The sequence below is a fragment of the Pseudomonas sp. AC252 genome (assembly GCF_979258105.1).
Window position 1 is genome coordinate 2,662,129 of sequence record NZ_OZ409837.1, and the last position, 22,577, is coordinate 2,684,705.

General features: G+C 62.8%; 19 protein-coding genes. 7 read left to right on the plus strand and 12 right to left on the minus strand.

All coding sequences use genetic code 11. From position 1 onward, the window contains the following. Window positions 1-16: 16 nt before the first annotated feature. Genes ACZZZ4_RS12150 through cpaB form a run of 4 tightly spaced genes read right to left on the minus strand, consistent with a single transcriptional unit; the run spans window position 17 to window position 4,648 of the window. Window positions 17-1,285, minus strand: a complete 1,269-nt coding sequence (locus tag ACZZZ4_RS12150; RefSeq protein WP_463547896.1) for a CpaF family protein — start codon at window positions 1,283-1,285, stop codon at window positions 17-19. Beyond that, on the minus strand, window positions 1,282-2,472 hold the full coding sequence (locus ACZZZ4_RS12155) for an AAA family ATPase (RefSeq protein ID WP_463547897.1): 1,191 nt from the start codon (window positions 2,470-2,472) through the stop codon (window positions 1,282-1,284). The genes ACZZZ4_RS12150 and ACZZZ4_RS12155 overlap by 4 nt, the downstream gene beginning before the upstream one ends. Further along, complete coding sequence (locus ACZZZ4_RS12160; protein WP_463547898.1) at window positions 2,469-3,686, minus strand: type II and III secretion system protein family protein; 1,218 nt, start codon at window positions 3,684-3,686, stop codon at window positions 2,469-2,471. The genes ACZZZ4_RS12155 and ACZZZ4_RS12160 overlap by 4 nt, the downstream gene beginning before the upstream one ends. 20 nt (window positions 3,687-3,706) lie before the next feature. Further along, a complete protein-coding gene (cpaB, locus tag ACZZZ4_RS12165) occupies window positions 3,707-4,648 on the minus strand; it encodes a Flp pilus assembly protein CpaB (protein WP_463547899.1) in 942 nt (313 codons plus the stop codon). Window positions 4,649-4,976: 328 nt separating this feature from the next. On the opposite strand from cpaB, the gene ACZZZ4_RS12170 reads away from it, so the two are divergent. Together ACZZZ4_RS12170 and ACZZZ4_RS12175 are read left to right on the plus strand one after the other, a co-directional pair. Then, window positions 4,977-5,192, plus strand: a complete 216-nt coding sequence (locus ACZZZ4_RS12170; RefSeq protein WP_463547900.1) for a Flp family type IVb pilin — start codon at window positions 4,977-4,979, stop codon at window positions 5,190-5,192. A 71-nt stretch (window positions 5,193-5,263) separates the two neighbouring features. Continuing rightward, window positions 5,264-5,671 (plus strand): response regulator, encoded by a 408-nt coding sequence (locus ACZZZ4_RS12175; RefSeq protein WP_463547901.1) that lies wholly within the window; start codon window positions 5,264-5,266, stop codon window positions 5,669-5,671. A gap of 985 nt (window positions 5,672-6,656) precedes the next feature. Here ACZZZ4_RS12175 and ACZZZ4_RS12180 read toward each other — a convergent pair. The 5 genes from ACZZZ4_RS12180 to ACZZZ4_RS12200 all read right to left on the minus strand — a co-directional run bounded on the left by ACZZZ4_RS12180 (window position 6,657) and on the right by ACZZZ4_RS12200 (window position 13,419). After that, on the minus strand, window positions 6,657-7,019 hold the full coding sequence (locus tag ACZZZ4_RS12180) for a DUF6124 family protein (protein ID WP_463547902.1): 363 nt from the start codon (window positions 7,017-7,019) through the stop codon (window positions 6,657-6,659). A 518-nt stretch (window positions 7,020-7,537) separates the two neighbouring features. After that, a complete protein-coding gene (locus ACZZZ4_RS12185) occupies window positions 7,538-9,208 on the minus strand; it encodes a ShlB/FhaC/HecB family hemolysin secretion/activation protein (RefSeq protein WP_463547903.1) in 1,671 nt (556 codons plus the stop codon). Window positions 9,209-9,342: 134 nt separating this feature from the next. Continuing rightward, entirely contained in the window at window positions 9,343-10,908 is a 1,566-nt protein-coding gene (locus tag ACZZZ4_RS12190; RefSeq protein WP_463547904.1) for a collagen-like triple helix repeat-containing protein, read from the minus strand. Between the two features lie 301 nt (window positions 10,909-11,209). Continuing rightward, window positions 11,210-12,064 carry a MaoC family dehydratase gene (locus ACZZZ4_RS12195; protein ID WP_463547905.1) on the minus strand — a complete coding sequence of 285 codons (855 nt, stop codon included), beginning with the start codon at window positions 12,062-12,064 and terminating at the stop codon, window positions 11,210-11,212. Between the two features lie 2 nt (window positions 12,065-12,066). After that, on the minus strand, window positions 12,067-13,419 hold the full coding sequence (locus ACZZZ4_RS12200) for a 3-oxoacyl-ACP reductase (protein WP_463547906.1): 1,353 nt from the start codon (window positions 13,417-13,419) through the stop codon (window positions 12,067-12,069). A gap of 237 nt (window positions 13,420-13,656) precedes the next feature. Between ACZZZ4_RS12200 and ACZZZ4_RS12205 the strand changes: the two genes are divergently transcribed. The 3 genes from ACZZZ4_RS12205 to ACZZZ4_RS12215 all read left to right on the plus strand — a co-directional run bounded on the left by ACZZZ4_RS12205 (window position 13,657) and on the right by ACZZZ4_RS12215 (window position 17,592). After that, a complete protein-coding gene (locus ACZZZ4_RS12205; RefSeq protein WP_463547907.1) occupies window positions 13,657-14,934 on the plus strand; it encodes an acetyl-CoA C-acetyltransferase in 1,278 nt (425 codons plus the stop codon). 328 nt (window positions 14,935-15,262) lie between these two features. After that, window positions 15,263-16,159, plus strand: a complete 897-nt coding sequence (locus ACZZZ4_RS12210; protein ID WP_016771829.1) for a PA4780 family RIO1-like protein kinase — start codon at window positions 15,263-15,265, stop codon at window positions 16,157-16,159. Between the two features lie 224 nt (window positions 16,160-16,383). Next, window positions 16,384-17,592 carry an MFS transporter gene (locus tag ACZZZ4_RS12215; protein WP_463547908.1) on the plus strand — a complete coding sequence of 403 codons (1,209 nt, stop codon included), beginning with the start codon at window positions 16,384-16,386 and terminating at the stop codon, window positions 17,590-17,592. Here ACZZZ4_RS12215 and cueR read toward each other — a convergent pair. The 3 genes from cueR to ACZZZ4_RS12230 all read right to left on the minus strand — a co-directional run bounded on the left by cueR (window position 17,546) and on the right by ACZZZ4_RS12230 (window position 20,941). Then, entirely contained in the window at window positions 17,546-17,959 is a 414-nt protein-coding gene (gene cueR / locus ACZZZ4_RS12220; protein ID WP_463547909.1) for a Cu(I)-responsive transcriptional regulator, read from the minus strand. The two genes, ACZZZ4_RS12215 and cueR, sit on opposite strands and share 47 nt — an antisense overlap. After that, the gene (cueA, locus tag ACZZZ4_RS12225) at window positions 17,956-20,349 is read right to left on the minus strand and encodes a copper resistance metal-translocating P1-type ATPase CueA (protein ID WP_463547910.1); all 2,394 of its coding nucleotides are present in this window, start codon (window positions 20,347-20,349) and stop codon (window positions 17,956-17,958) included. Before cueA ends, cueR begins: the two co-directional genes overlap by 4 nt. 208 nt (window positions 20,350-20,557) lie before the next feature. After that, the gene (locus tag ACZZZ4_RS12230; protein WP_039764068.1) at window positions 20,558-20,941 is read right to left on the minus strand and encodes a hypothetical protein; all 384 of its coding nucleotides are present in this window, start codon (window positions 20,939-20,941) and stop codon (window positions 20,558-20,560) included. A gap of 148 nt (window positions 20,942-21,089) precedes the next feature. On the opposite strand from ACZZZ4_RS12230, the gene ACZZZ4_RS12235 reads away from it, so the two are divergent. Together ACZZZ4_RS12235 and ACZZZ4_RS12240 are read left to right on the plus strand one after the other, a co-directional pair. Next, window positions 21,090-21,287, plus strand: coding sequence for a cation transporter (locus ACZZZ4_RS12235; RefSeq protein ID WP_056787762.1), 198 nt, complete (start codon window positions 21,090-21,092; stop codon window positions 21,285-21,287). An 87-nt stretch (window positions 21,288-21,374) separates the two neighbouring features. Further along, the gene (locus ACZZZ4_RS12240; protein ID WP_463547911.1) at window positions 21,375-22,571 is read left to right on the plus strand and encodes a multidrug effflux MFS transporter; all 1,197 of its coding nucleotides are present in this window, start codon (window positions 21,375-21,377) and stop codon (window positions 22,569-22,571) included. The last annotated feature ends 6 nt before the right edge of the window (window positions 22,572-22,577 follow it).

Below are 22,577 nucleotides of genomic sequence, written 5' to 3' on the forward strand. Positions count from 1 at the left end.
TGCGTGCTCCTCGCCTTCAGCCCAGGTGAGCGTCGTGGCGCAGCTTGTCGCCGGCCGGGTTGAGCGCTTCGCGGGCGAAGCCGAAACCTGTGCGGCGGTCGAGGCGGAACAGAGTGTTGGTGACGTAGACGTCCTCGCGCATGCCGACCACTTCCACCACTTCAGTGACGCAGCGCCGGCCATCGGGCAGGCGTGTCAGTTGAATGATCACGTCGAGGGCGGCGCAGATCATCTGGCGCAAGGTGCGTTCGGCGATCGAGCGCCCGGTCAGGCCGACTAGAGTCTCCAGACGCAGCAACGCGTCCTGGGCATTGTTGGCATGCACGGTGCTCATCGAACCGTCGTGGCCGGTGTTCATCGCGGTGAGCACGTCGACCACTTCAACGCCACGGATCTCGCCAAGAATGATCCGGTCGGGACGCATGCGCAGGGCGTTGCGAATCAGGTCGCTGGCCTTGACCTCGCCATGACCCTCGGCATTCGGCGGACGGGTTTCCAGACGCACCACATGCGGATGGCCGAGCTGCAGTTCGGCGACGTCTTCGATGGTCACCAGCCGTTCGTGCGGGTTGATCAACTGGCTGAGGATGTTCAACAGCGTGGTCTTGCCGGTGCCGGTGCCGCCACTGATGAGGATGTTGCAGCGCCTGCCCACGGCGTTCTGCAGGAACTCGAAAATCGCCAGATCGATGGTTTGCATCGCCATCAAATCGGTGCTTTTGAGCATGTCCTTGCGAAACTTGCGGATCGACAGGCACGGGCCGTCGAGGGCAATCGGCGGGATGATCGCGTTGACCCGGCTGCCATCGGGCAGGCGCGCATCGACCATCGGCGAGGACTCATCGAGGCGTCGCCCGAGCGGTGCAAGAATGCGTTGCATGACGCGCTCGACGTGATGCGCATCGATAAAACGCAGATCGCTCTGATGCAGTACGCCGTCGCGCTCGATGAACACCCGGTGCGGACCGTTGACCAGTATTTCCGTCACCGACGGGTCGCGCAGCAGAACTTCCAGTGGGCCGAAACCGGTGAGTTCGTCGACGATTTCTTCGCCGAGGCGCTCCATCTCGTAGCGCGAAATCGCCAGGTGCAAACGCGCGATGTATTCGGCGACCTTGTCGGTGACGAACTGCGCCAGTTGCTGGCGTGAACCTTCCAGCAGGTTTTTTCCTGACTCCTCGATGGCGTCGATGATGTAGCGGTGCAGGACCAGTTTCAGGCCTTCGTGATCGCTGTTGCCGATCGCTCCGCGTGGCGTCGCGCCAAAGAGTTTTTCTGCGCTCATGAGTTACCTCGCAGACGGTCGAACCAGGTGACTTTCGGTTTGCTCAGGCCCTCGGAACGCTTGGCCAGACGCTCGCCGAGGGCGCGCAGGCTCTGGGTAAGTTTCTCCCGGGGCGCCAGTTCGAACAGACTCACGCCCTGGTTTTTCGCGTTCAGGCGCACGTCGGGACTGAAGGCCAGCACGGCGATGACTTCCAGATTGAAGGTCTTGCCCAGGGTCTCGGCATCCGGCGCGACATTGCTCAGGTAGCGATCAATCAGCAAGCGCCCGTGCTCGAGTTTCATGCCTTTCTCGCGCCACTGGTTGAGCACGGCGAGGTTGCGTCGGCAATTGAGCACGTTCTGGTCGGTGTACCAGAGCAGTTTGTCGCAATGGCTGACGAAGGTGCGCAACGCCTCACTGTCGGCCTGCCCGGTGAGGTTCACGACAATGTGCTGGAAGTGCTGGCGCAAGGCGCTGAGCAGCATGTACAGCTCGGCGGCACTGGTGGTTTCCAGCGGTTCGTCAGTGTTGGCGTAGGCAAGAATGCGCAGGCCGTGGTCGGCACTGGTGAAAGCACTGTCGATCAGCGTTGCGTCGAGGCGGCGCAAATGACGCAGGGCATCGCCGAAGTGAAACGAACTCTCCAGCCCCAACAGCGCGAGGCTGTCGCCACGGGGCAGGCCGAGATCCAGCAGCAAGGTTTGCTGGCCGCTCTTCTGCACCACCATGGCCATGTGGTTGGCGAGCAAGGCGCCGTCCGACGCGCCTTGCACGCCATACAGAACGGTGAGACCACCGAGCTGGGTGTTGGGCGCAACGGCCGGCAAGCGTTTGCTCAGACGCCGCACCAGTCCGGCAACTTCGCTGGAGCGCGAGCCATAGGCGACGAAATCCCGCGCGCCGGCGCGCATTGCATTGAGCACCAGCTGATTGTCCATGCCGTCACCGAGGGCGACGATCGCCAGCATCGGCTTGGCTTCCAGCGCACCTTCGATCAGCGCGCTCTGCGCGACGACGTGCTCGCGGTCGAGACCGACGAACACCAGATTGGCGAACGTTACATCGACCAGTGCGAGCAATTCATCGAGGCTGCCAGCACCGGCGCTGATGACCTGGCCGAGTGGCGCGAGGGCGCTTTGCAGCCATTCCAGATCGGTGCTGTTGCGGGTAATGGCGAGGAAGGTCTGACTGAGATTCTGGTTCATTGCGACAACCCGCTGCGCTTGTCGAAGTTACCGTTCTCGAGGAAGAACATGCGATAGAAATTCGGGTCGTAATTGCGCAGTTTCTCCCCCGGCAACGACGGCAGTCGCGCGTCCGCCGCCAATGGCTGGACCAGATGCGGGGTGACGATCATCAGCAGTTCGCGCTCTTCGCGTTTGATCTGCGAACCCTTGAAGAACGCCCCGAGGATGGGAATGTCACCCAGGCCGGGAAACTTGTTCACTTGCGAGCTGTTGGTGGTGCTGATCAAACCGCTGATGACGAAACTCTCGCCATCACCCAGCGACACGCTGGTGTCGGTGCGGCGGATGGTCAGCGCCGGAACGGTGGTGCCGGCGATGTTCACCGCGTTGGCAAAATCCAGTTCGCTGACCTCCGGGGCGACCTTCAGCGCGATGCGGTCGCGGCCGATGATGGTTGGCGTCAGGGTCAGGCGGATGCCGAATTCCTTGTATTCGATCGACACGCTGTCGCTGCCGGAACTGGGCACCGGAATCGGGATTTCCCCGCCGGCCAGGAAGCTCGCACTCTGCCCGTTCAACGCCACCAGACTCGGCCGCGCCAAGGTGTAGGCGAAGCCGCTGGTTTCCAGGGCGTTGATGATCGCCATGGTCTTGCCGCCGACCCAGGAGAAATTGAACAGTGAGTTATCCACCGGCAGGCGCGGCTGCGGCACGCCGTCGATCGTTGGCAGCGTGCCGGGCGAACCGAACAGGAAATTGCCGCGCGTGCCGATCAGCGACGCCGTGGCTTCCTTGAGTTTGGTGCGGCTGACTTCGACGAAGCGGATGTCGGTCTGCACTTGCGACGGCAGCGTCGGATCGTCCGACGGCACGCTGCTGGTCAGCGCCGTGGTCGCCGCGCCATGGACGAAGACCATGGCTTGTTGCGGCTGCGCCGAACACGCCGTCCAGACCATCAGGCTGGTCGCGCCGGGGCCGACGCCCGTGAGCAAAAAGGACGAACCGCCATTGGCATGCACGTCGGCAATTTTCGGATCGCCCACTGCCAGCCGAGTGATTGCCACCGGTGACTGCATGTCCTGCTGGAAGCCTTCGCCGATCTCGATCACCGAGGGCAGGCGCGGCAGTGCCGAGCAATTACCCACCGCCGCGAAGGCGCTGTCCATCGTCAATCCCAACAACAGCAAGGCCCGGAGCGCCGGTTTCAATGTCGGTCTGAGTCGACTCTGCATGCACGTGAATCCTTGCGCAGTCATGGGGTTTGTTGGCTGATCTGGTTGCCGCGAATGATTTCCACCGCACGCCTGGACACCGCGCCGGCACTGGCGCTGGCAGGTGCTTTTTGCGCGCTGCCCAGGGCGAGTTGAGTGAACTGGAAGAGCTGGCTGTTGGCGCGATCCAGGTGCGCGGGCGATTGCGCTTCGCCGGCCCAGTATTTGGCCAGCCGTTGTTCTTCGCTGCTGCGCACCGCGAGACGCAAGGTGCCGACTTGAGTGGCGAGCATCAGGCGGCTAAGCAGTTGTTCCGGCACCGCCAGCACCACGGTGCGTGCGGCGATGCGGCGCTGGTCCTGTTTGAGTTTTTCTTCGGCGCTGAGGTTGGGGGATGCCGGTTGGCCGTCGTTGGTCAGGCCGTACTGATCACCGATGCCGAGCACGCGCAAAGCCGGAACGGCGATCTGCGCCGACTGCTGCAGGTTGCTCGCGTCCTCGCGCAGATACAGCAGCACATCGACGTAATCCCCCGGCAGCAATTGCCCGGCGGCACCGATCACTTCATCGACGGCCACGGTCAGCGCGCGTTCGTCGCGGCGAATCATCCGCGCCAGCGCACCGCCGGCCTGGAAGCTTTCGTCATTGAGCCAAGTGCCTGCGCTGAGGTGGCGCCAAGGCGTGCGACCGACTGCTTGTTCGATGCTGCTCAGGCTGCCGGTCGGTGCGCTGCGCAGTTTTTCCACGGTCACATCGGCGGCGGTCAACGGCGTGAACGGCGCTACATCGTGGAGCAGCACCACCACCGGTTGGCGGGTCTGGTCTTCGGCAATCGCGACAGTCTGTTCAATGCTGACCGCTGGGGCGACGGGCGCCTCGGCGACCGGGGCCGGCTGACGACTGAGCACCAGCCCCCAGTAACCGACAAAAACCGCGCCGAGCAACAGCAACGCGGCGAGGCCCATGGTGACGCGACTGTTCATGACGGCTCTCCCTTTCCTGCTGCACAACCGACTGCATTTGCTTGCGAAAGGCGGACTGCTTCGGCAGCTATGAACATGCAACTATTTCGCTATTTCCAAGCTAGCTGATCCAAGCAAAAGCGCCATTAATGACAGGCAAATAACCCACCAAAGTGTGAGTCCCGGCCAATTAACAGCAGGAAATGGCCGGGACACATTGGGATTAATGCTTTGTGATTAATGCGTTCTTACAGTTGTTGGGCGGGGGTTTGTTGACAATGCTCAAGTGGCACGGTGGAACCATGCCGCGGTGGTGATGTCGGCGCCAGAGGCGCGAAGGAGTGGACCTATGTTTCGTATGACTTTTGATTATGTGATCGCCAAGGCTCGCGCGTTTGCCGGCAGTGAAGAGGGTGCTTCGGCGATCGAGTATGCGATTGTGGTGGCGATGGTGGCGGTGGTGGTTGTGGCGTTCGTTAGCCCGCTTGGCGACAGGGTGCTGGCGATTTTCAACAATGTTCTGACGTCGCTCGATGGTACGGCTGTGACTCGGCCAACACCCTGAGGCTTGTGAACACTGCACCTGGCTGATATCGCACTACACTGGATTTACCTTTCAGTATTCAGGTATTGCCTATGAACGCGCCTTCGTCGTCCCGCCAACAACTGCTTCTGGTTGATGATGAAGAAGACGCGTTGCTGGAGTTGGCGGAGTTGCTGGAGGGGGAGGGGTTTGTCTGTCACACCGCGACGTCGGTGAAGCTGGCGTTGCATCTGTTGACCCGGCATCCGGATATTGCTTTGGTGATTACTGATTTGCGCATGCCCGAGGAGTCGGGCATGTCGTTGATCAGGCGGTTGCGTGAGCATACGTCGCGGGCGTATTTGCCGGTGATTGTGACGTCGGGGCATGCGGATATGGAGGATGTCAGCGATATGTTGCGGTTGCAGGTGCTGGATCTGTTTCGCAAGCCGATTTATCACGTTCGGTTGGTGGAGACTCTTGATAATCTGTTTCCCAAGCCTCGGGTGCAGGCCGGGTGACTCGGCGGCCTTTGGGCCGACCGTGTTGGTGGGGGTTGGGTGAATATCCGTTGCTGCGGGTGTGGCGGCTGGCGGTTTCGCCCTTACGGCGACTCACTTTTTTTACAAACGCCTAAAAAAAGTAAGCAAAAAAACGCTTGCTCCTACGTTCGGCCCTCGCAGGCTCGGGTTCCTTCGCTCCGGGACTGATCCGGGCGCAGCGGCTCCGGTTTGCTTCGCTGCACCTCCTTCCGCTGTGTCTGGCTGCGCCAGACGGTCGCTGCGCTCCCACGCCCGGATCAATCCCTCCACTCAGCCTTCCGACGTCGCCGGTGGATCAAGATCAAGAGCACGCGAGCTTGCGCTCATTGTTGAGTGGGGCGGCTTCGCCGGGGGCAGCTGCGCTGCTTTGCTTTTGTGGGAGCGAGCCTGCTCGCGAAGGCGGCCTGCCAGCCAACCAATTTCTTCCTGATGTACATCAATCCTGTGGGAGCTGGCTTGCCAGCGAAGGCGGCCTGACAGCCGACCTGTTACTCACTGAACGCACCCGATCAAACTGTGGGGGCTGGCTTGCCAGCGAAGGCGGCCTGCCAGCCGACCTGTTTCTCACTGAACGCACCCGATCGAACTGTGGGAGCTGGCTTGCCAGCGAAGGCGGCCTGCCAGCCGACCTGTTTCTCACTGAACGCACCCGATCAAACTGTGGGAGCTGGCTTGCCAGCGAAGGCGGCCTGCCAGCCGACCTGTTTCTCGCTGATGTACTCGATTCAAACTGTGGGAGCGAGCCTGCTCGCGAAGGCGGCATGCCAGCCGACCTGTTTCTCACTGAACGCACCCGATCAAACTGTGGGAGCTGGCTTGCCAGCGAAGGCGGCCTGATAGCCGACCTGTTTCTCACTGAACGCACCCGATCAAACTGTGGGAGCTGGCTTGCCAGCGAAGGCGGCCAGTCAGTCAACAACGCTCTGCCTGACTCACCACCTGCGCAACCAACCTCTTGCTCTTGTCACTCCGGCACAAGCCTGTCCAATACGCGGTTCACCGCCAGTTCGCCCAGCATGATCACTTGCTGTATTCCCAACAGGGAGCTGCGCTGCGGTCCATCGATAAATCCGGCCAGGTCGCTGGCCATGATGCTCGCCGAGGCCAGTGATTCGCAGGCATGCACCAACAGGGTTTCGTTGTCCGCAGCCGGGTCGACGAGGAACAGGGTGCTGGGTTTGCGCGGTGCGGCGGGGTCTTTGATGAGGCGGGGGTTGAGGTAGTAATCGATGGCGCGGTCGGCGGCTTCCTTGAGCTTTTGCGCTTCGACGAGCGGGTCGGCGAAGGTTGGACCGGCAAGGGGTGGATCGGGCGTTATCTTTTTCACGGGCTCAGTCTCCTGATGGAGTAGGGCCGCAACCGGTTCGCGACTAAACGAAAGGGAGGCAGCTGCACGCAGGTTAGTCGACCGATGAGCCACGAAATCGGCGCGCCCGAAGGCGCCCTGCGCACAGCCACCATCAAGTGCAGGTATGCAATACCTGGCTGACAGGAACCTGTGCGTCGTGGACAAGCGGGCGACTAAACCCGACCACTGATGAGCAGTGGCAGGCAAACGATAGAACCCGCGCTCCAGGCGCACAAGCCGGCGGATTCTGGCGTAGCTGTAGGCAATGGCGCAAGGATTTGTGGGCCGTTGCGAGGTAACGGGGCGTGTGTTTAAACGGCTGGTTTAAGCGCTGCGATAAATAGTTTGAATAGCCGAACGCTTTCGCGAGCAGGCTCACTCCCACTGGGACGGCGGTTGTACTAAGGAACCGTGAACGCCGCCGCATCTGTGGGAGTGAGCCTGCTCGCGAAGGCGGTGCGTCAGTCAAAAAACCTGACTGACACACCGCTCGGCCATCACAACTGATAACTGAAACTGATGCTGTACCGCGGCTTGCGGTTCAACGTGTCCAGGGCTTCATCGGACATGGCCTTCGCCACTTCCAGGGCGACGTTGTAGTACTTGGCATCGCCGAACCTCAGCCCGAGCGCGGTAGATGACAGGTTGTTGGCCTGCACCGGCAGTTGGTTGAACCAGCTGCGCGAGCGGTCGACGACGACGTAGGGTTGCAGGATGCGCACCCAGTTGCCGTCGCGGTTGAAGCTGTAGTTGACCTCGTAGGCCACGCCCCAACCCTTGTCGCCCGAGGCCTGGTCGTCGGGGTAGCCACGGCCGAAGTTCTGCCCGCCGAATACGGCGCGTTCGCTGTCGGGCAAGGTGTCGTCGCTCCAGTACAGCGCCGCGGAGAGCACGCCTTGCCAGTTGTCGAGGAACTTGTCGCTCTGCACGCCGGACAGTCTGACGCGGAAGAAATCCAGGTCGATGTCGTCGTAGTTGGTGTGTGCGCCGAGGCTGTCGAAGCCCTGGTAGACGCCGGCACTGAGGATGCGCAGTTGGCGGGCGTCGGCCTTGCGCCAGTCGCCTTCGAAAGCCGGGGCGCGGACGTCGGTGCGCAGTTCGGTGCTGAAGGGAAAGTTAATGCCGTCGTAGCGTGTCTTGTCGTCGACTGCATACAGACGTGAGCCGGCGGTCAGCAGTTCGTTGGCGGAGGCGATCAGGGGCGTGCTGAAGCCGATCGAGTAGCGATCGTTCTCGCGGTGGGTACTCAGGCGTCCGCCACCGCCGACCAGCACTTCGGTGTCCGGGTCGGCGCGGTAGCGCGAGGCCGAGACGTTGAGTTGGGTGCCCTCGGTGTCGAGGAACTGGCTGTAGTCGAGACGGTAGTAATGCTCTTTGTCGTCGCCCGGTGGGAACAGGCCGCTGAGGCTCAACTGTTCGCCCATCGACGTCTGCGAATTGCTGCTGACACCGAGCAATGCCTGTGGGCCGTTGCGGTTGTCTTCGGTGGTGCTCAGTGTGCTGGTGAACGGTTTGCGACTGGCCTGAGCAACCAGGGTGGTCGCGCCATCGGTGGTGCCCGGCGGTGGCACTTGCGCTTGGATGGTCACCCCGGGAATGCGGCTCATCAGCGTGGTGTAGCGCTCGAAGGTCTTGCGCGTCAGCGGGCGTTCGGCCTGGATTTTCGCGGCGAGTTTGTCGAGCAGGCCTTTGACCCGGCCGATGTCGCCCTGCATCTGGATATCGCGCACGTAGCCCTCGACCAGCACCACCCGCGCCACGCCGTCATCGAAGTTCTGTTGCGGCAGGAACGCATAGGACAACAGATAGCCATCCTGCTGATAGCGACGGGTGATGTTGCGCGTGGCTTCGATCAGTTCGGCAAGGCTGGCCTGGCGGCCGATCAGGGGCTTGTAGATTTCCGCGAGTTCGTTGAGCGGGTAGATCGTGCCGCCTTCGATCTGCACGGTCTTGAGGTTGACCTTGGTTTCCATCAGCAGTGGCTGCGCGGCGGTCGCACCCGGGTCGGGCACTTGCAGTGGCGCCGCGCTCGGCCGATAGGCGTCGGCGGGCAGGTTGGGTACGGGCAGGTTGCGGATGGTTTCGTTGCTGTTGAGAAAACTGGGCAAGGTGTCGGCGAGGGCAGCGGAACTGAGGCTCAGGCACAGCAGGGATGCCAGTACGCGCATAGGACACTCCATGGTCAGAACACAGCACAGGGCAGGTTTTTCCTTAGAAAAAAGGCGGAAGACTCGTGGGAATCTTCCGCCCTCAACCAAGCGTAGGCGCTGTAGGTAAGGCCGTCGAATCGGCCAGGTGCAATTCAGCGTTTGTTGCCGCCCAGCGCGCCGGTCAGGCCGCCGAGTACCCCGCCCAGACCGCCAGTTGTGCCGCCAGTGGCAGTGCCGCTGTTGACCAGACCACCGACCGCTGCCACGGTGCCGCCAACGTTGGTGACCAGACCGCCGACGGCAGTGGTGACCGGATTGTTGGTGGCGGCAATCGCCCCGCCGAGGTTGCCGACTGCGGCGCCCACCTGACTTGTGATACCCGCGACCGGCGTGCCGAGACCGGTAGCGGCGCCGACCTGTTGAGTCACAGTGGTGACTGCGCTGGTGACCGGATTGAGACCCGCACCGACGGCGGCGCCGACGCTGGCCAGCGGCGAGGTGGTTGCAGTGATCGGAGTGCCCGAGCCACCGAGTACGGTGTTGATCGAAGCAATCGTGTTGCCCAGCCCGCCAGCAGTGACGCCGCCGGCACTGACTACACCGCTGGTGCTGCCGGCATTCAGACCGCTGCCGACGTTGACCACCGCACCCCCGACGGTTTGCAGCAGGCCGGTACCGCCGAGGCCACCACCGATGCCGCCGATGCCGCCAGTACCCGAGCCAGTGCCATTGGATACCAGACCGCCCGCTTTGCCGACCGCCGTGCCGGTGTTGCTCAGGGCGCCGCCGAGGGTGTTGGTCAGGGCATTGCCGCTGCCTGCGTCGGTAACTTTGCCGCCGAGGCTGTTCACCGTGCCGCCCACTTTCGAGATCACCCCTTTGAGCGGATCACCCAGGCCGGTGGCATCGCCGAGCTTGTCGGTGGTGCTTTCGACCATGGCGATCACCGGCACCAGGCCGCTGCCGACCTTGTTGGTCAACTGGCTGGTCGGGCCGCTGGTCAGTGAGGTGTTGAGGGTGTCGCCAAGCATGGTGACTTTTTCACCGATGCCATCGACCAGCGGCGCCACCCGGGTGACTACACCGCCAACGACGGGAACGCTACGGGTCGCGGTGTTCAGTTTGACGCTGAGGTCCGACACGCCGTCGCCAACATCGGAAACCACGCCGCCAACCGAGGCGACGGTGGTGGTCAGGCCATTGGGGTCAGTGGCCAGTTTGCCGATGCCATTGCTGACACCATCGCCCAAGGTACTGACGACGTTGCCGGTGGTGTTGGCCAGGCTTTGCACGATACCGCCAGCGACTGGAACCGTGCTCAGCGAATCGCCGATCTGGCCGACGCCATCGCCGACACCGCTGACGGTTTTGCCGACATCCTGAACAAGTGTTGTGGTCACCAGCGAAGGTGCAGCGGGATTGGTCGGGTTGGTGGGATCGGTCGGGTCTGTCGGATTGGTTGGGTTGGTCGGATCGTTGCCGCCGCCGGTACCGCCAGTGCCACCGGTTCCGCCGCCGGTGCCACCAGTGCCGGCAGTATCGCCGCCGGTTCCGCCGCCCGCTCCACCGCTGCCATCGGTGCCCGCCGTGCCGTCCGCCGTCGAGCTGCCCGAACTGCTGCGATGACCGCCACCGCCGCTGCTGCAGCCGACGAGGCCGACCGAAAGAATCAGTGCCAGCGCGATTGCCGATTTGGACCACATCACTTGAGTTTTCATGATTGAGATTCCTGCACCTGTCACAACGTTACGTTGCCTTCGATGGCTCGCCGATCTGTCGTCGGCGATGCCTCGTCCGTGGCTGTAATCTCAGTCGATGGCAGGTTTTTCACCATTCTCAAGTTGGTATTAACCCCTTTATATAGAGGGCCCGGCGCAATGCCGAAGGACTAATACCCCGGTAATAAACGGGCAAAAAAAGCCTTGAAATTCAAGGCTCGGTTTTTTCAAAGCGGCGGGCAGGGCGCGGAAAAACTTAAGTGATATACACACAATTAACGGGTTTTTCCGCCCCGCCAGATCAGGCGATCGGTTGCCACTGACCGACCATATGTTCCAAGTCGCCGGCACCGACCAGGCGCAACTCACCGCTGGAGCCCGCGGCACTGGCCAGCAATGTCACTTCACTGGGCAGGCGCACCGGTTTACGAAAATGCACAGCGATCTCCAGGTTGGCTTTGGGCAGGTGGTCGGAGAGAGCGGCCAGTGTCCGTGCCTTGTTCCACAGTCCATGTGCGATCGCGGTGGGGAAACCGAACAGTTTGGCGCTCGCCGCACTGAGGTGAATCGGGTTGTAGTCGCCGGAGACTTTTGCATACTGGCGACCGATATCCGCCGGCGCCGTCCAGCGCGTTACTTCGAGCAAATCCTGCGACGGCTGCCAGTCTTGAGCCACGGCCTCGCCCTCGAGTTTCACCCCGCGACAGAGCATCTGGCTTTCGGCTTCCCACAGTGGCCCGAGTTGATCGTCCAGGGTAGTGAGCAGATCGAACGTCGCGCCCTTGGCATGTGGTTGCAGGTTGTGCACACGCACGCTGACTTGCGCGCGGCTGATCGCGCCCATCGGCCGCAGCACGCGGATGCGGTTGCTCAGGTGAATCAGCCCCAGCAGCGGGAACGGAAAATCCCTGGCCGTGAGCAATTGCATCTGCAAGGCGAAGGCAAGGATGTGTGGATAGGTCGGCGGCAGCAGGCCGTCATCGACGAAACCGCAGACTTTGCGATAGGCCGCCAGCCGTTTGCCGTCGATATCGACCCAGCAGCGCAGGCCGCTGTCTGGCAGTTGCGTACCGGTGATTTTGCGTCGCGTCGCTGCCCGCGAGTACAGTGCGCGCAGACTCGGTTCGCGATCCAGCGTGTGCCATTCGATGCTCATGCTCAAGCCCCCAGAACGCTTTGCCCACAGACCCGCAACGCCTGCCCGGTGAACGCGCCCGTGCCCGGTTGCGCCAGCCACGCCACGGCTTCGGCGACGTCTTGCGGCAAGCCGCCCTGGCCCAGCGAACTCATGCGGCGCCCGGCCTCGCGCAGGCCGAACGGAATGTGCGCAGTCATTTGCGTCTCGATGAAACCCGGTGCGACGGCGTTGATGCTGATGCCGCGCTCCAGCAGCGTTGGCGCCCATGCCTGGGCCAGACCGATCAGGCCGGCCTTGCTCGCCGCGTAGTTGGTCTGCCCGCGATTGCCAGCGATGCCGCTGATCGAGGCGAGCAGGACCAACCGTGCGTTGTCGCGCAGGGTGCCGCTGTCGAGCAGCGCCTTGGTCAGCACTTGCGGCGCATTGAGGTTGACGGCCAGCACCGCGTCCCAGAATTCCGGGGTCATGTTGGCCAGGGTTTTGTCGCGGGTGATGCCGGCGTTGTGCACGAGGATGTCGAGCCCGTCGGGCAGGTGTTCGATCAATTGCGCGGCGGCATCATCGGCGCAGATATCGAGGGTGATCGCACGTCCGCCCAAGCGGGCGGCGAGGGCCTCGAGGTCGGTCTTGGCCGGCGGTACGTCGAGCAGAATCACCTCGGCGCCATCGCGGGCGAGGGTTTCGGCAATCGACGCGCCGATGCCGCGCGCAGCACCAGTGACCAACGCCTTGCGCCCTGCCAGCGGGCGGGTCCAGTCAGTCACTGGCGTGGCGCACGCGATCAGGCGAATAACCTGACCGGAAACGAAAGCGCTTTTCGGCGAAAGGAAAAATCGCAGCGGGCCTTCCAGTTGATCTTCGGCACCTTCGCCGACGTAGATCAACTGCAAGGTGCCACCGCCGCGCAGTTCCTTGGCCAGTGAGCGCGAGAAGCCTTCGAGTGCCCGTTGAGCACTGGAAGCGAACGGATCGATCAGGGTTTCCGGCGCGCGACCGAGGATCACCAGATGCGCGCTGTGGTCGAGGTTCTTCATCAATGGCTGGAAGAATTCGCGCAGTTGCTTGAGCTGGTCGGTGTGCTGCAGGTCGCTGGCGTCGAACACGACCGCTTTGATTTTCGGCCCGTGGCCGGGGATCCACGCGGTGGCCAGCGAGGGCTCGGCGCCGTAGCTGTAGATTGCATCGGTCAAGCGATTGGCAAATCCGCTGATCCGTTCGGCCAGCGGCCCGCCACCGATCAACAGGGCGCCCTCGATCGGCCGCAGACGCCCCGCCTGCCAGCGTTCCAGCCGCACCGGCGACGGCAGGCCCAAGGCCCCGACCAGACGATGGCCGAAGGATGAGTTGGCGAAGTCGATATAGCGGTCAGACATGGAACGCTCTCCAGAAGTTGGGGTTCAAAGTGTGGACTGTCTACGGCAATCAATCGTTCGATCGCCGCAATAAGGCCTACGCTGGTTTAGCAGAGTAGACCACTGACCCTGTGGGAGCGGGCTTGCCCGCGATAGCGGAGTGTCAGCCGCTGAAGGGTTGGAAATGCCGCCCCCATCGCTGGCAAGCCAGCTCCCACAGGTTTCCATGTGAATCCGCAAATTCCACAGGAGTTATCCATGACCCAGCTGCGCCGCGTCGCGATCATCGGCGGTAACCGCATCCCTTTCGCCCGCTCCAACGGGCCGTACGCCACCGCAAGCAATCAGGCGATGCTCACCGCCGCGCTGGAAGGCCTGATCGAACGCTACAATCTGCACGGCCAGCGCATCGGCGAAGTGGTGGCGGGCGCGGTACTTAAATTGTCACGGGATATGAACCTGACCCGCGAATGCGTGCTCGGCTCGCGCCTGTCTCCAGCGACGCCGGCCTATGACATTCAGCAAGCCTGCGGCACTGGTCTGGAAGCGGCGCTGCTGGTGGCCAACAAGATCGCCCTTGGCCAGATCGACTGCGGCATTGCCGGCGGCGTCGACACCACTTCCGATGCGCCGATCAGCGTCAGCGAAGGCCTGCGCAGGATTCTTCTGCTGGCCAACCGCGCCAAGAGCACCGGCGACAAACTGAAAACCCTTTTGCAGTTGCGGCCCCAGCATCTGATTCCCGAATTCCCGCGCAACGGCGAGCCACGCACTGGCCTGTCGATGGGCGAGCACTGTGAGCTGATGGCGCAGACCTGGAATATTCCTCGCGAAGAACAGGATCAACTCGCCTTTGAAAGCCACCACAAACTCGCCGCTTCCTACAGCGAAGGCTGGCACAACGATCTGATGACACCGTTTCTTGGCCTGACCCGCGACAACAATCTGCGCCCGGACCTGACCCTGGAAAAACTCGCCACGCTGAAACCGGCGTTCGAGAAAAGCGCCAAGGGCACGCTGACGGCGGGCAATTCTACGCCGCTCACCGATGGCGCTTCGGTGGTGTTGCTGGGAAGTGAGGAATGGGCCAAAGAGCGCGGCTTGCCGATCCTCGCTTATCTGCGCGACGGCGAGGCGGCGGCGGTGGATTTCGTCAACGGTGCCGAGGGCCTGCTGATGGCGCCGGTGTACGCCGTGCCACGCTTGCTGGCGCGCAACGGCCTGACCTTGCAGGATTTCGATTACTACGAGATTCACGAAGCGTTCGCTGCGCAGGTGCTGTGCACGCTCAAGGCCTGGGAAGATCCCGAGTATTGCAAAACCCGCTTGGGTCTCGACGCACCGTTGGGGTCGATTGATCGCAGTCGGCTTAACGTGAAGGGCAGTTCGCTGGCGGCGGGGCACCCGTTTGCTGCGACGGGCGGGCGCATTGTCGCGAATCTGGCAAAACTGCTGGATGCGGCGGGCAAGGGCCGAGGGTTGATCTCGATCTGTGCAGCGGGCGGGCAGGGTGTCACCGCGATCATTGAACGCTAAGCAGTATTCCAATGTGGGAGCGAGCCTGCTCGCGAAGGGGGCGTGTCAGTCGCCATCATTTTCTGCTGACAGACCGCTTTCGCGAGCAGGCTCCCACAGGGGCTTCGGTGCATGTGCATGTCAGATTCTGTCGCAAATGCCCTTGCCGGCCGATACCAATCAATGCCACGGTCTCGGCTATGATTCGCCCGGGTCGCTGCGATTGATCCGGCACAGTGTGTGCATCCTCAAGGTTCACAGGTCGGCAACCCCTCCCCGTCGGGCGAGGATTGCCGTATAACGAGTGACATTCGCGTGTTTGGTAATAAAGGACCCACAATAAAAGCTGATGAAGACTCCAAAACGCATTGAACCCCTGATCGAGGACGGTCTGGTCGACGAAGTGCTGCGCCCACTGATGAGTGGCAAAGAGGCAGCTGTTTATGTAGTGCGCTGCGGCAATCAGTTACGTTGCGCCAAGGTCTACAAGGAGGCGAATAAACGCAGTTTCCGCCAGGCGGCCGAGTATCAGGAAGGCCGCAAGGTTCGTAACAGCCGTCAGGCGCGGGCTATGGCGAAGGGGTCCAAGTTCGGTCGCAAAGAGACCGAAGACGCCTGGCAGAACGCCGAAGTGGCGGCGCTGTTCCGTCTGGCCGGCGCCGGTGTGCGAGTGCCCAAACCCTATGACTTCCTCGACGGCGTGCTGTTGATGGAACTGGTGGCCGACGAATTCGGCGACGCCGCGCCGCGTCTGAACGACGTGGTGCTGGAGCCGGATCAGGCGCGCGAGTATCACGCGTTCCTGATTTCGCAGATCGTGCTGATGTTGTGTACCGGTCTGGTGCACGGTGACCTCTCCGAGTTCAACGTGCTGCTGACCCCGACCGGCCCGGTCATCATCGACTTGCCCCAGGCAGTCGACGCTGCGGGCAACAACCACGCGTTCAGCATGCTTGAGCGTGACGTTGGCAACATGGCTTCGTACTTCGGCCGTTTCGCGCCGGAATTGAAGAAGACCAAGTACGCCAAGGAAATGTGGGCGTTGTACGAAGCCGGCACCTTGCACCCGAACAGTGTGCTGACCGGCGAGTTCGACGATCCGGAAGACCTGGCCGATGTCGGCGGGGTGTTGCGCGAAATCGAAGCGGCGCGCCTCGACGAGGAACGCAAGCAAGCCATTCGCGCGGCGGACGACGCGCCGAAAGGCAAACCCGAAGAACCGCCTCCACCGCCGTGGATGCAATGATCGCGTGATGAGAAACCCGGCTTCGGCCGGGTTTTTTGTGCCTGCGCATTCCAGAACCAGCGAAACACCTGTGGGAGCGAGCCTGCTCGCGAAGGCGGTATGTCAGTCACCGATAACGGTGGTTCAAATGCCTTTCGCGAGCAGGCTCGCTCCCACAAGAGATATTGGTGTTGCTGAAAGTTGTATGGGAATCTGGCTTGCCTTCGCACACTCAAGGACTGAATGTGACCACCCCACGCAACACCCACCTGATCGTAACCGCCCGGCTGATCTCGGATTTCGGCGCCTTCCTCAACATGGTCGCGCTGGCCACCTACGTCTACCTGCTGAGCAACAGCGCCATGAGCGTCGGCATCTTCCTCGCGAGCCGTGTCGGTGGCGGAATCTTCGCCAGTCTGATCGGCACACGCTTCTACCGGCGCTGGCAGGGCCGCGCGCCGCTGATTGCCTTCGATCTGTTGCGCGCCGCGCTGCTGGGGCTGCTGTTGATCACGCCGGCCAGTCAGCAGGCATGGCTGTTGCCGTTCATTGCCTTCGGCCTTGGCCTGGGCAATTCGATGTTCGCCATCGGCCTCAACAGCCAATTGCCGCGTTTGATCGAGCCGGCGCAATTGCTCAAGACCAACGCCTGGATCACTTCAGCTTCTTCTGCGGCGATGGTCGGCGGCAGTCTGGTGTCGGGGTTGCTGGTGGCTGCTTTTGGTTTCGAAACGGTCTTCGCCCTTAACGCGCTGACCTATTTGCTCGCGGCGCTGCTGATCGTGCCGCTGCGTTTCAAAAAAGCGGACATCAGCGAACAGCCGCAACGCGGTGAATGGTTTGCGCTGCGGCAAGGCCTGCGTTCGGTGCCAGTGGTCGCGGCCATGCTCGCGGTGACCATGGCCGACACCTTGGGCAGCGCCGCGCACAACGTGGGCTTCCCGATCATTTCGAAACTGCTCACGCCCGAGGCGGCGAGTACGACCTTGGGCCTGGCGCTTGCGGTATGGGCCAGCGGCAAACTGCTCGGCGCGCGCATCGCCAGTCACCTCAAAGGCTCGGAGAACAGCCACCTCGAAAGAAGATTTTTCTGCGGCGTGGCGCTGATGTCGTGCGGTTTCATTCTGATGTTCCAGCAGCAAAGCCTCGTGGGGTTGCTGCTGTTCGCCTTGCCGGCGGGGCTCGGCGATGGCGTGTCCGAAGTCAGTCTGATGTCCCGGCTGCAACGGGAACCTGCGGCGTTGCGCCTGCCGATTTTCAGCGTGCTGACCTTGCTGCAGATGAGCGGTTTCGGCATCGGCATGCTGGTCGCCGCGCCGTTCTATGCGTGGTGGACGCCGGGGGCCGTGGTCATGCTGTTCCACGGCATCCCGCTCGGCACCTTGGGCGTGGTGACGCTGTTGCGGATCAGGCGCGGGCGGGTTGCGCGCAGCAGCCCGACGCCAGTTCCTTGAGGATCGGGCAGTCCGGGCGATGGTCGCCGCTGCAGTGCTCGACCAGATCCTGCAGGGTGTCACGCAACTCGCCGAGCTCGCGGATCTTCTGATTCAGCTCGTCGATGTGCTGGCGCGCCAGGGCCTTCACGTCGGCGCTGGCGCGCTGGCGATCCTGCCAGAGGGTCAGCAGCTTGCCGACTTCCTCCGGGGAGAAACCCAGATCCCGCGAGCGCTTGATGAACGCCAGTGTGTGCAGGTCATCGCTGCCGTACACGCGGTAGCCGCTGTCGGTGCGATTGGCCGCTTTGAGCAAACCGATCGACTCGTAGTAACGAATCATTTTTGCACTCAGGCCACTCTGCCGGGCCGCTTGGCCGATGTTCATCGGTGTTCCTCCAGGTCCTTGGGTTTCCAGGTTTTCAACAGTAGCGCATTGCTCACCACGCTGACGCTCGACAGCGCCATCGCCGCACCGGCCAGCACCGGATTGAGGTAGCCGAACACCGCCAGCGGAATGCCGATCAGGTTGTAGACAAAGGCCCAGAACAGGTTCTGGCGAATCTTTGCGTAGGTCTTGCGGCTGATCTCCAGCGCCGCTGGCACCAGGCGCGGATCGCCGCGCATCAAGGTGATGCCGGCGGCGTGCATGGCGACGTCGGTGCCGCCGCCCATGGCGATGCCGATGTCGGCGGCGGCGAGGGCCGGGGCGTCGTTGATGCCGTCGCCGACCATGGCGACCACCCCGGTTTTCTTCAGCTCGGCGACGGTCGCGGCTTTGTCGGCGGGCAGCACTTCGGCGTGAACATTGCGGATGCCCAGAGCCTCGGCCACCGCCCGTGCGCTGCCGCGATTGTCGCCGGTCAGCAGGTGGCTGTGGATATCCCGCGCGGCGAGTTGTTGCACCGCTTGCAGAGCGCCGGGTTTCAACGTGTCACCGAAGGCGAACAGACCCAGCACGTGCGGCTGAGGACTTTGTTCAATCAGCCACGACAGAGTGCGACCTTCGCGTTCCCAAGCTTCGGCGGATGCGCTCAATTCACCGGCACTCAAAGCGCTTTCGTCGAGCATCCGCCGATTGCCCAGCGCCAGGCGCCGGCCATCCAGCGTGCCGGCGATACCGCGTCCGGTCAGCGCCTGGCTGTCGCTGACATCGGGCACGTTCAAGCCGCGTTCGGCGGCTGCATCCAGCACGGCTTTGGCCAAAGGATGCTCGCTGCCGCGCTGCAAGGCACCGGCCAGTGTCAGCAGATTATTTTCGTCGCCATCGACCGCGCTGAAGTGCGCGATACGCGGCGTACCCGAGGTCAGCGTGCCGGTCTTGTCGAACACCACACTGCTGACTTCGTGGGCGCGCTCCAGCGCTTCGGCGTCCTTGATCAGAATCCCATGACGCGCGGCGACGCCGGTGCCGGCCATGATTGCCGTCGGGGTGGCGAGGCCGAGGGCGCACGGGCAGGCGATCACCAGCACGGCGACGGCATTGATCACCGCAGTTTCCAGCGGCGCGCCATACAGCCACCAGCCGATCAGCGTGGCCAGGGCGATCAGCAACACGGTCGGCACGAAGATCTGGCTGACCTTGTCCACCAGTTTCTGAATCGGCGCTTTCGCCGCTTGCGCGTCTTCGACCAGACGAATGATCCGGGCCAGCACGGTTTCCGCGCCGAGCGCCTGGGTGCGCACCAGCAAACGACCTTCGCCGTTGATCGCGCCGCCGGTGACCTTGTCGCCCGGTTGTTTCGGCACTGGCAGGCTTTCGCCGCTGATCAGCGCTTCGTCGGCGTGGCTCTGGCCTTCGACGACTTCGCCATCCACCGGGAAGCGTTCGCCGGGTTTGACCAGCACCAGGTCTTCGAGGCGCAGGGCGCTGATCGCAACGTCCTGCTCACGCCCGTCGATGACTTGAATCGCCCGCTCCGGCCGCAACGCTTCGAGAGCGCGAATGGCGCTGGCGGTCTGGCGTTTGGCGCGGCTCTCAAGGTATTTGCCGAGCAGCACCAAGGCGATGACCACCGCCGAGGCTTCGAAATACAGATGCGGCATGCGTCCGGCGGCGCTGGCCCATTCATAGACACTCAAGCCATAACCGGCGCTGGTGCCGAGGGCGACGAGCAGGTCCATGTTGCCGGCGCCGGCGCGCACGGCTTTCCATGCCGCGACATAAAAGCGTGCGCCGAAGATGAATTGCACGGGGGTGGCGAGGGCGAATTGCGCCCAGGCCGGGAGCATCCAGTGAATACCGAACGGCTGCAGCAACATCGGCAACACCAGCGGCAGGGCGAGGGCGATCGCACAGATCAATGCCCAACGCTCGCGCTGCAGGCGTTGTTGCTGGTCATCGGATTGTGGCCGTTCGGCTTGCCAGACGCTGGCCGCGTAACCGGCCTTGCTCACCGCGTCGAGCAGGGTTTGCGTATCGACCTGGCCGAGCAATTCGATGTGCGCACGTTCATTGGCCAGATTGACACTGACGCTGCTCACGCTTGGGACTTTGTTCAGGGCGCGTTCGACGCGACCGACGCAGGACGCGCAAGTCATGCCGTCGATGTTCAATTCGACGGTTTGCCGGGGCACGCTGTAACCGGCGTGCTCCACGGCTTGCATCAGCGCCGGCAGGCTGTCGCCGGGTGCCTGCACCCGGGCCTGTTCGGTGGCGAGGTTGACGCTGACGGCACTGGTGCCGCTGACCTTGCGCAAGGCCCGCTCGACACGCCCGGCGCAACTGGCGCAGGTCATGCCAGCAATCGGCAGATCGAAAGTGGTGGATTCGGACATCGGTCGCGCTCCCTGTAGTGGATGTCTACAGGATCAACCTTGCCATGCGGGCAAGGTCAAGCACCATTCCGCAAGATGTTGATCGTTCCCACGCTCCGCGTGGGAATGCCTACTGTGACGCTCCGCGTCACGCTTCGGGACGCAGAGCGTCCACGGCTGCATTCCCACGCAGAGCGTGGGAACGATCGGCGACGGATCGGGTGTCTGCTCAGTAACCGAGGCCAGCCGGCTTCAGGTACACGCCTTCGGCATTCATCGCCAGGCGGAACTTCAGCACATCCCCGGCGTGCAGCACGACTTCCTGCGAACCCGGTGCGAGCATGCCGGGATTGCAACCCGGTGCCTGGCCTGGCAGCAGTTTCAAGCGCAGCGAAACCTTGCCCGGTGGCAGGTTGAACGAAGTGCTCTGCTCCTGGAACAGGCGCGCCGAGAGCTGGTCCTGGATGTACACGCCGATCTCGCACGAGGTCGCCACTTCGAGGCGCTCGCGGGAAATGATCAGTACCGCGTAGTCCTCACCGGCGGCTTGCACCTGCGGGACGGCGGCGAAGAGGCTGAGCAAGCCAAGCAGGCTCAAAGCTGACCAGCGCATGGCTGAATCTCCTGAATTCCAGTCATTGATACACGCAGCTTGGCCGAGCGCGACGCCGATTGCCAGCCCGGCAGTTTTGCGCAGAACTTGACCTTGCCATCGTGGCAAGCTCGAGACTGCCGGCAACCTCACTCAAAGGAGTCTTCCCATGCAAGTGTTCAACGTTCAAGGCATGTCCTGCGGTCATTGCGTCAAAGCCATTACCACTGCGGTGCAGGCGCTGGATCCGGCAGCCAGCGTGCGCGTCGATCTGGCGGCCAAGGAAGTCGGCGTCGAAAGTGCGCTTAGTGCCGATCAGGTGATCGAAGCGATCCGCGAAGAGGGATATGAGGTGAAGCTCGTCTGAAATTGATCGTTAGCGAGCTATCGGAATGTTCAAGGGGTCCGGGCGCGGCTAGACTGTCGGGCTGCGACTTGCCCACCTGGATGCCTGATGAATTTCCGCACGATTTTGATACTCGGCGCCTTGAGCGCCTTCGGTCCTTTGGCGATCGACTTCTATTTACCTGCCTTCCCAGCCATGGCGTCGGCGTTCGGCACCGATGAGCAGCATGTCCAGCTGACGCTGGCGGCGTACTTCCTCGGTCTGTCGCTGGGCCAACTGGCGTACGGGCCGATTTCCGATCGTTTCGGTCGACGGCTGCCGCTGCTCAGCGGCGTTGCCCTGTTCACCCTGGCGTCCTTGGCCTGCGCCTACGCGCCGAGCCTGGAATGGCTGATCGGCGCGCGTTTCGTCCAGGCATTGGGCGGTTGCGCGGGGATGGTGATTTCCCGTGCGGTGGTTGCCGACAAGTGCGACGCGGTCGGCTCGGCGAAGGTGTTTTCGCAACTGATGCTGGTGATGGGCCTGGCGCCGATTCTGGCGCCGATGCTCGGCGGTCTGCTGGTCAACACCACGGGTTGGCAGTCGATCTTTCTGGTGCTCACCGGGTTCAGTGCGGCGGCAGGTCTGGCGGTGGCATTGGGGCTGCCGGAAAGCATGCCGGCCCACGTCCCGCGCCAGCCGTTGTCCGGTGCGTTGCGCCAGTACGCGCGACTGGTCAAGGATTCGGTCTATCTGGGCCATGCCCTGACCGGCGGCATCGCGATTGCCGGGATGTTCGCCTACATCGCCGGCTCACCGTTTGTGTTCATCAAGCTCTACGGCGTACCTGCCGAGCATTTCGGCTGGCTGTTCGGCACCAACGCGGCGGGCTTCATTCTGGTGGCGCAGGTCAATGCGCGCCTGCTCGCCAAGCGCGGCCCGGCGTTTTTGCTGGTGCGCGCGGTGTGGGTGTATTTCCTCGCCGGACTGACATTGCTGGCGGTCAGCTCAATGCGTCCGGATGCGCTGTGGCCGTTGCTGATTCCGCTGTTCATTTGCATCGCCAGCCTCGGCTGCATCATTCCTAACGCCTCGGCTTGCGCGATGAACGGTCAGGGCGCACGCGCCGGCAGTGCGTCGGCGATGCTCGGTTGTCTGCAATTCAGCATCGCCGCCGGTGCCGCCGCCTTGGTGGGGGTGTTGCACGATGGCAGCGCCGTGCCGATGGCCATGGTCATCAGCCTGTGCGGTCTGCTGGTGGTGAGCGTCGCGCTGCTCACCCGGCGTCTGCAGAATGCCCGAGCGTTGGCGCAAGCCCAGGTTTGAAGCTTC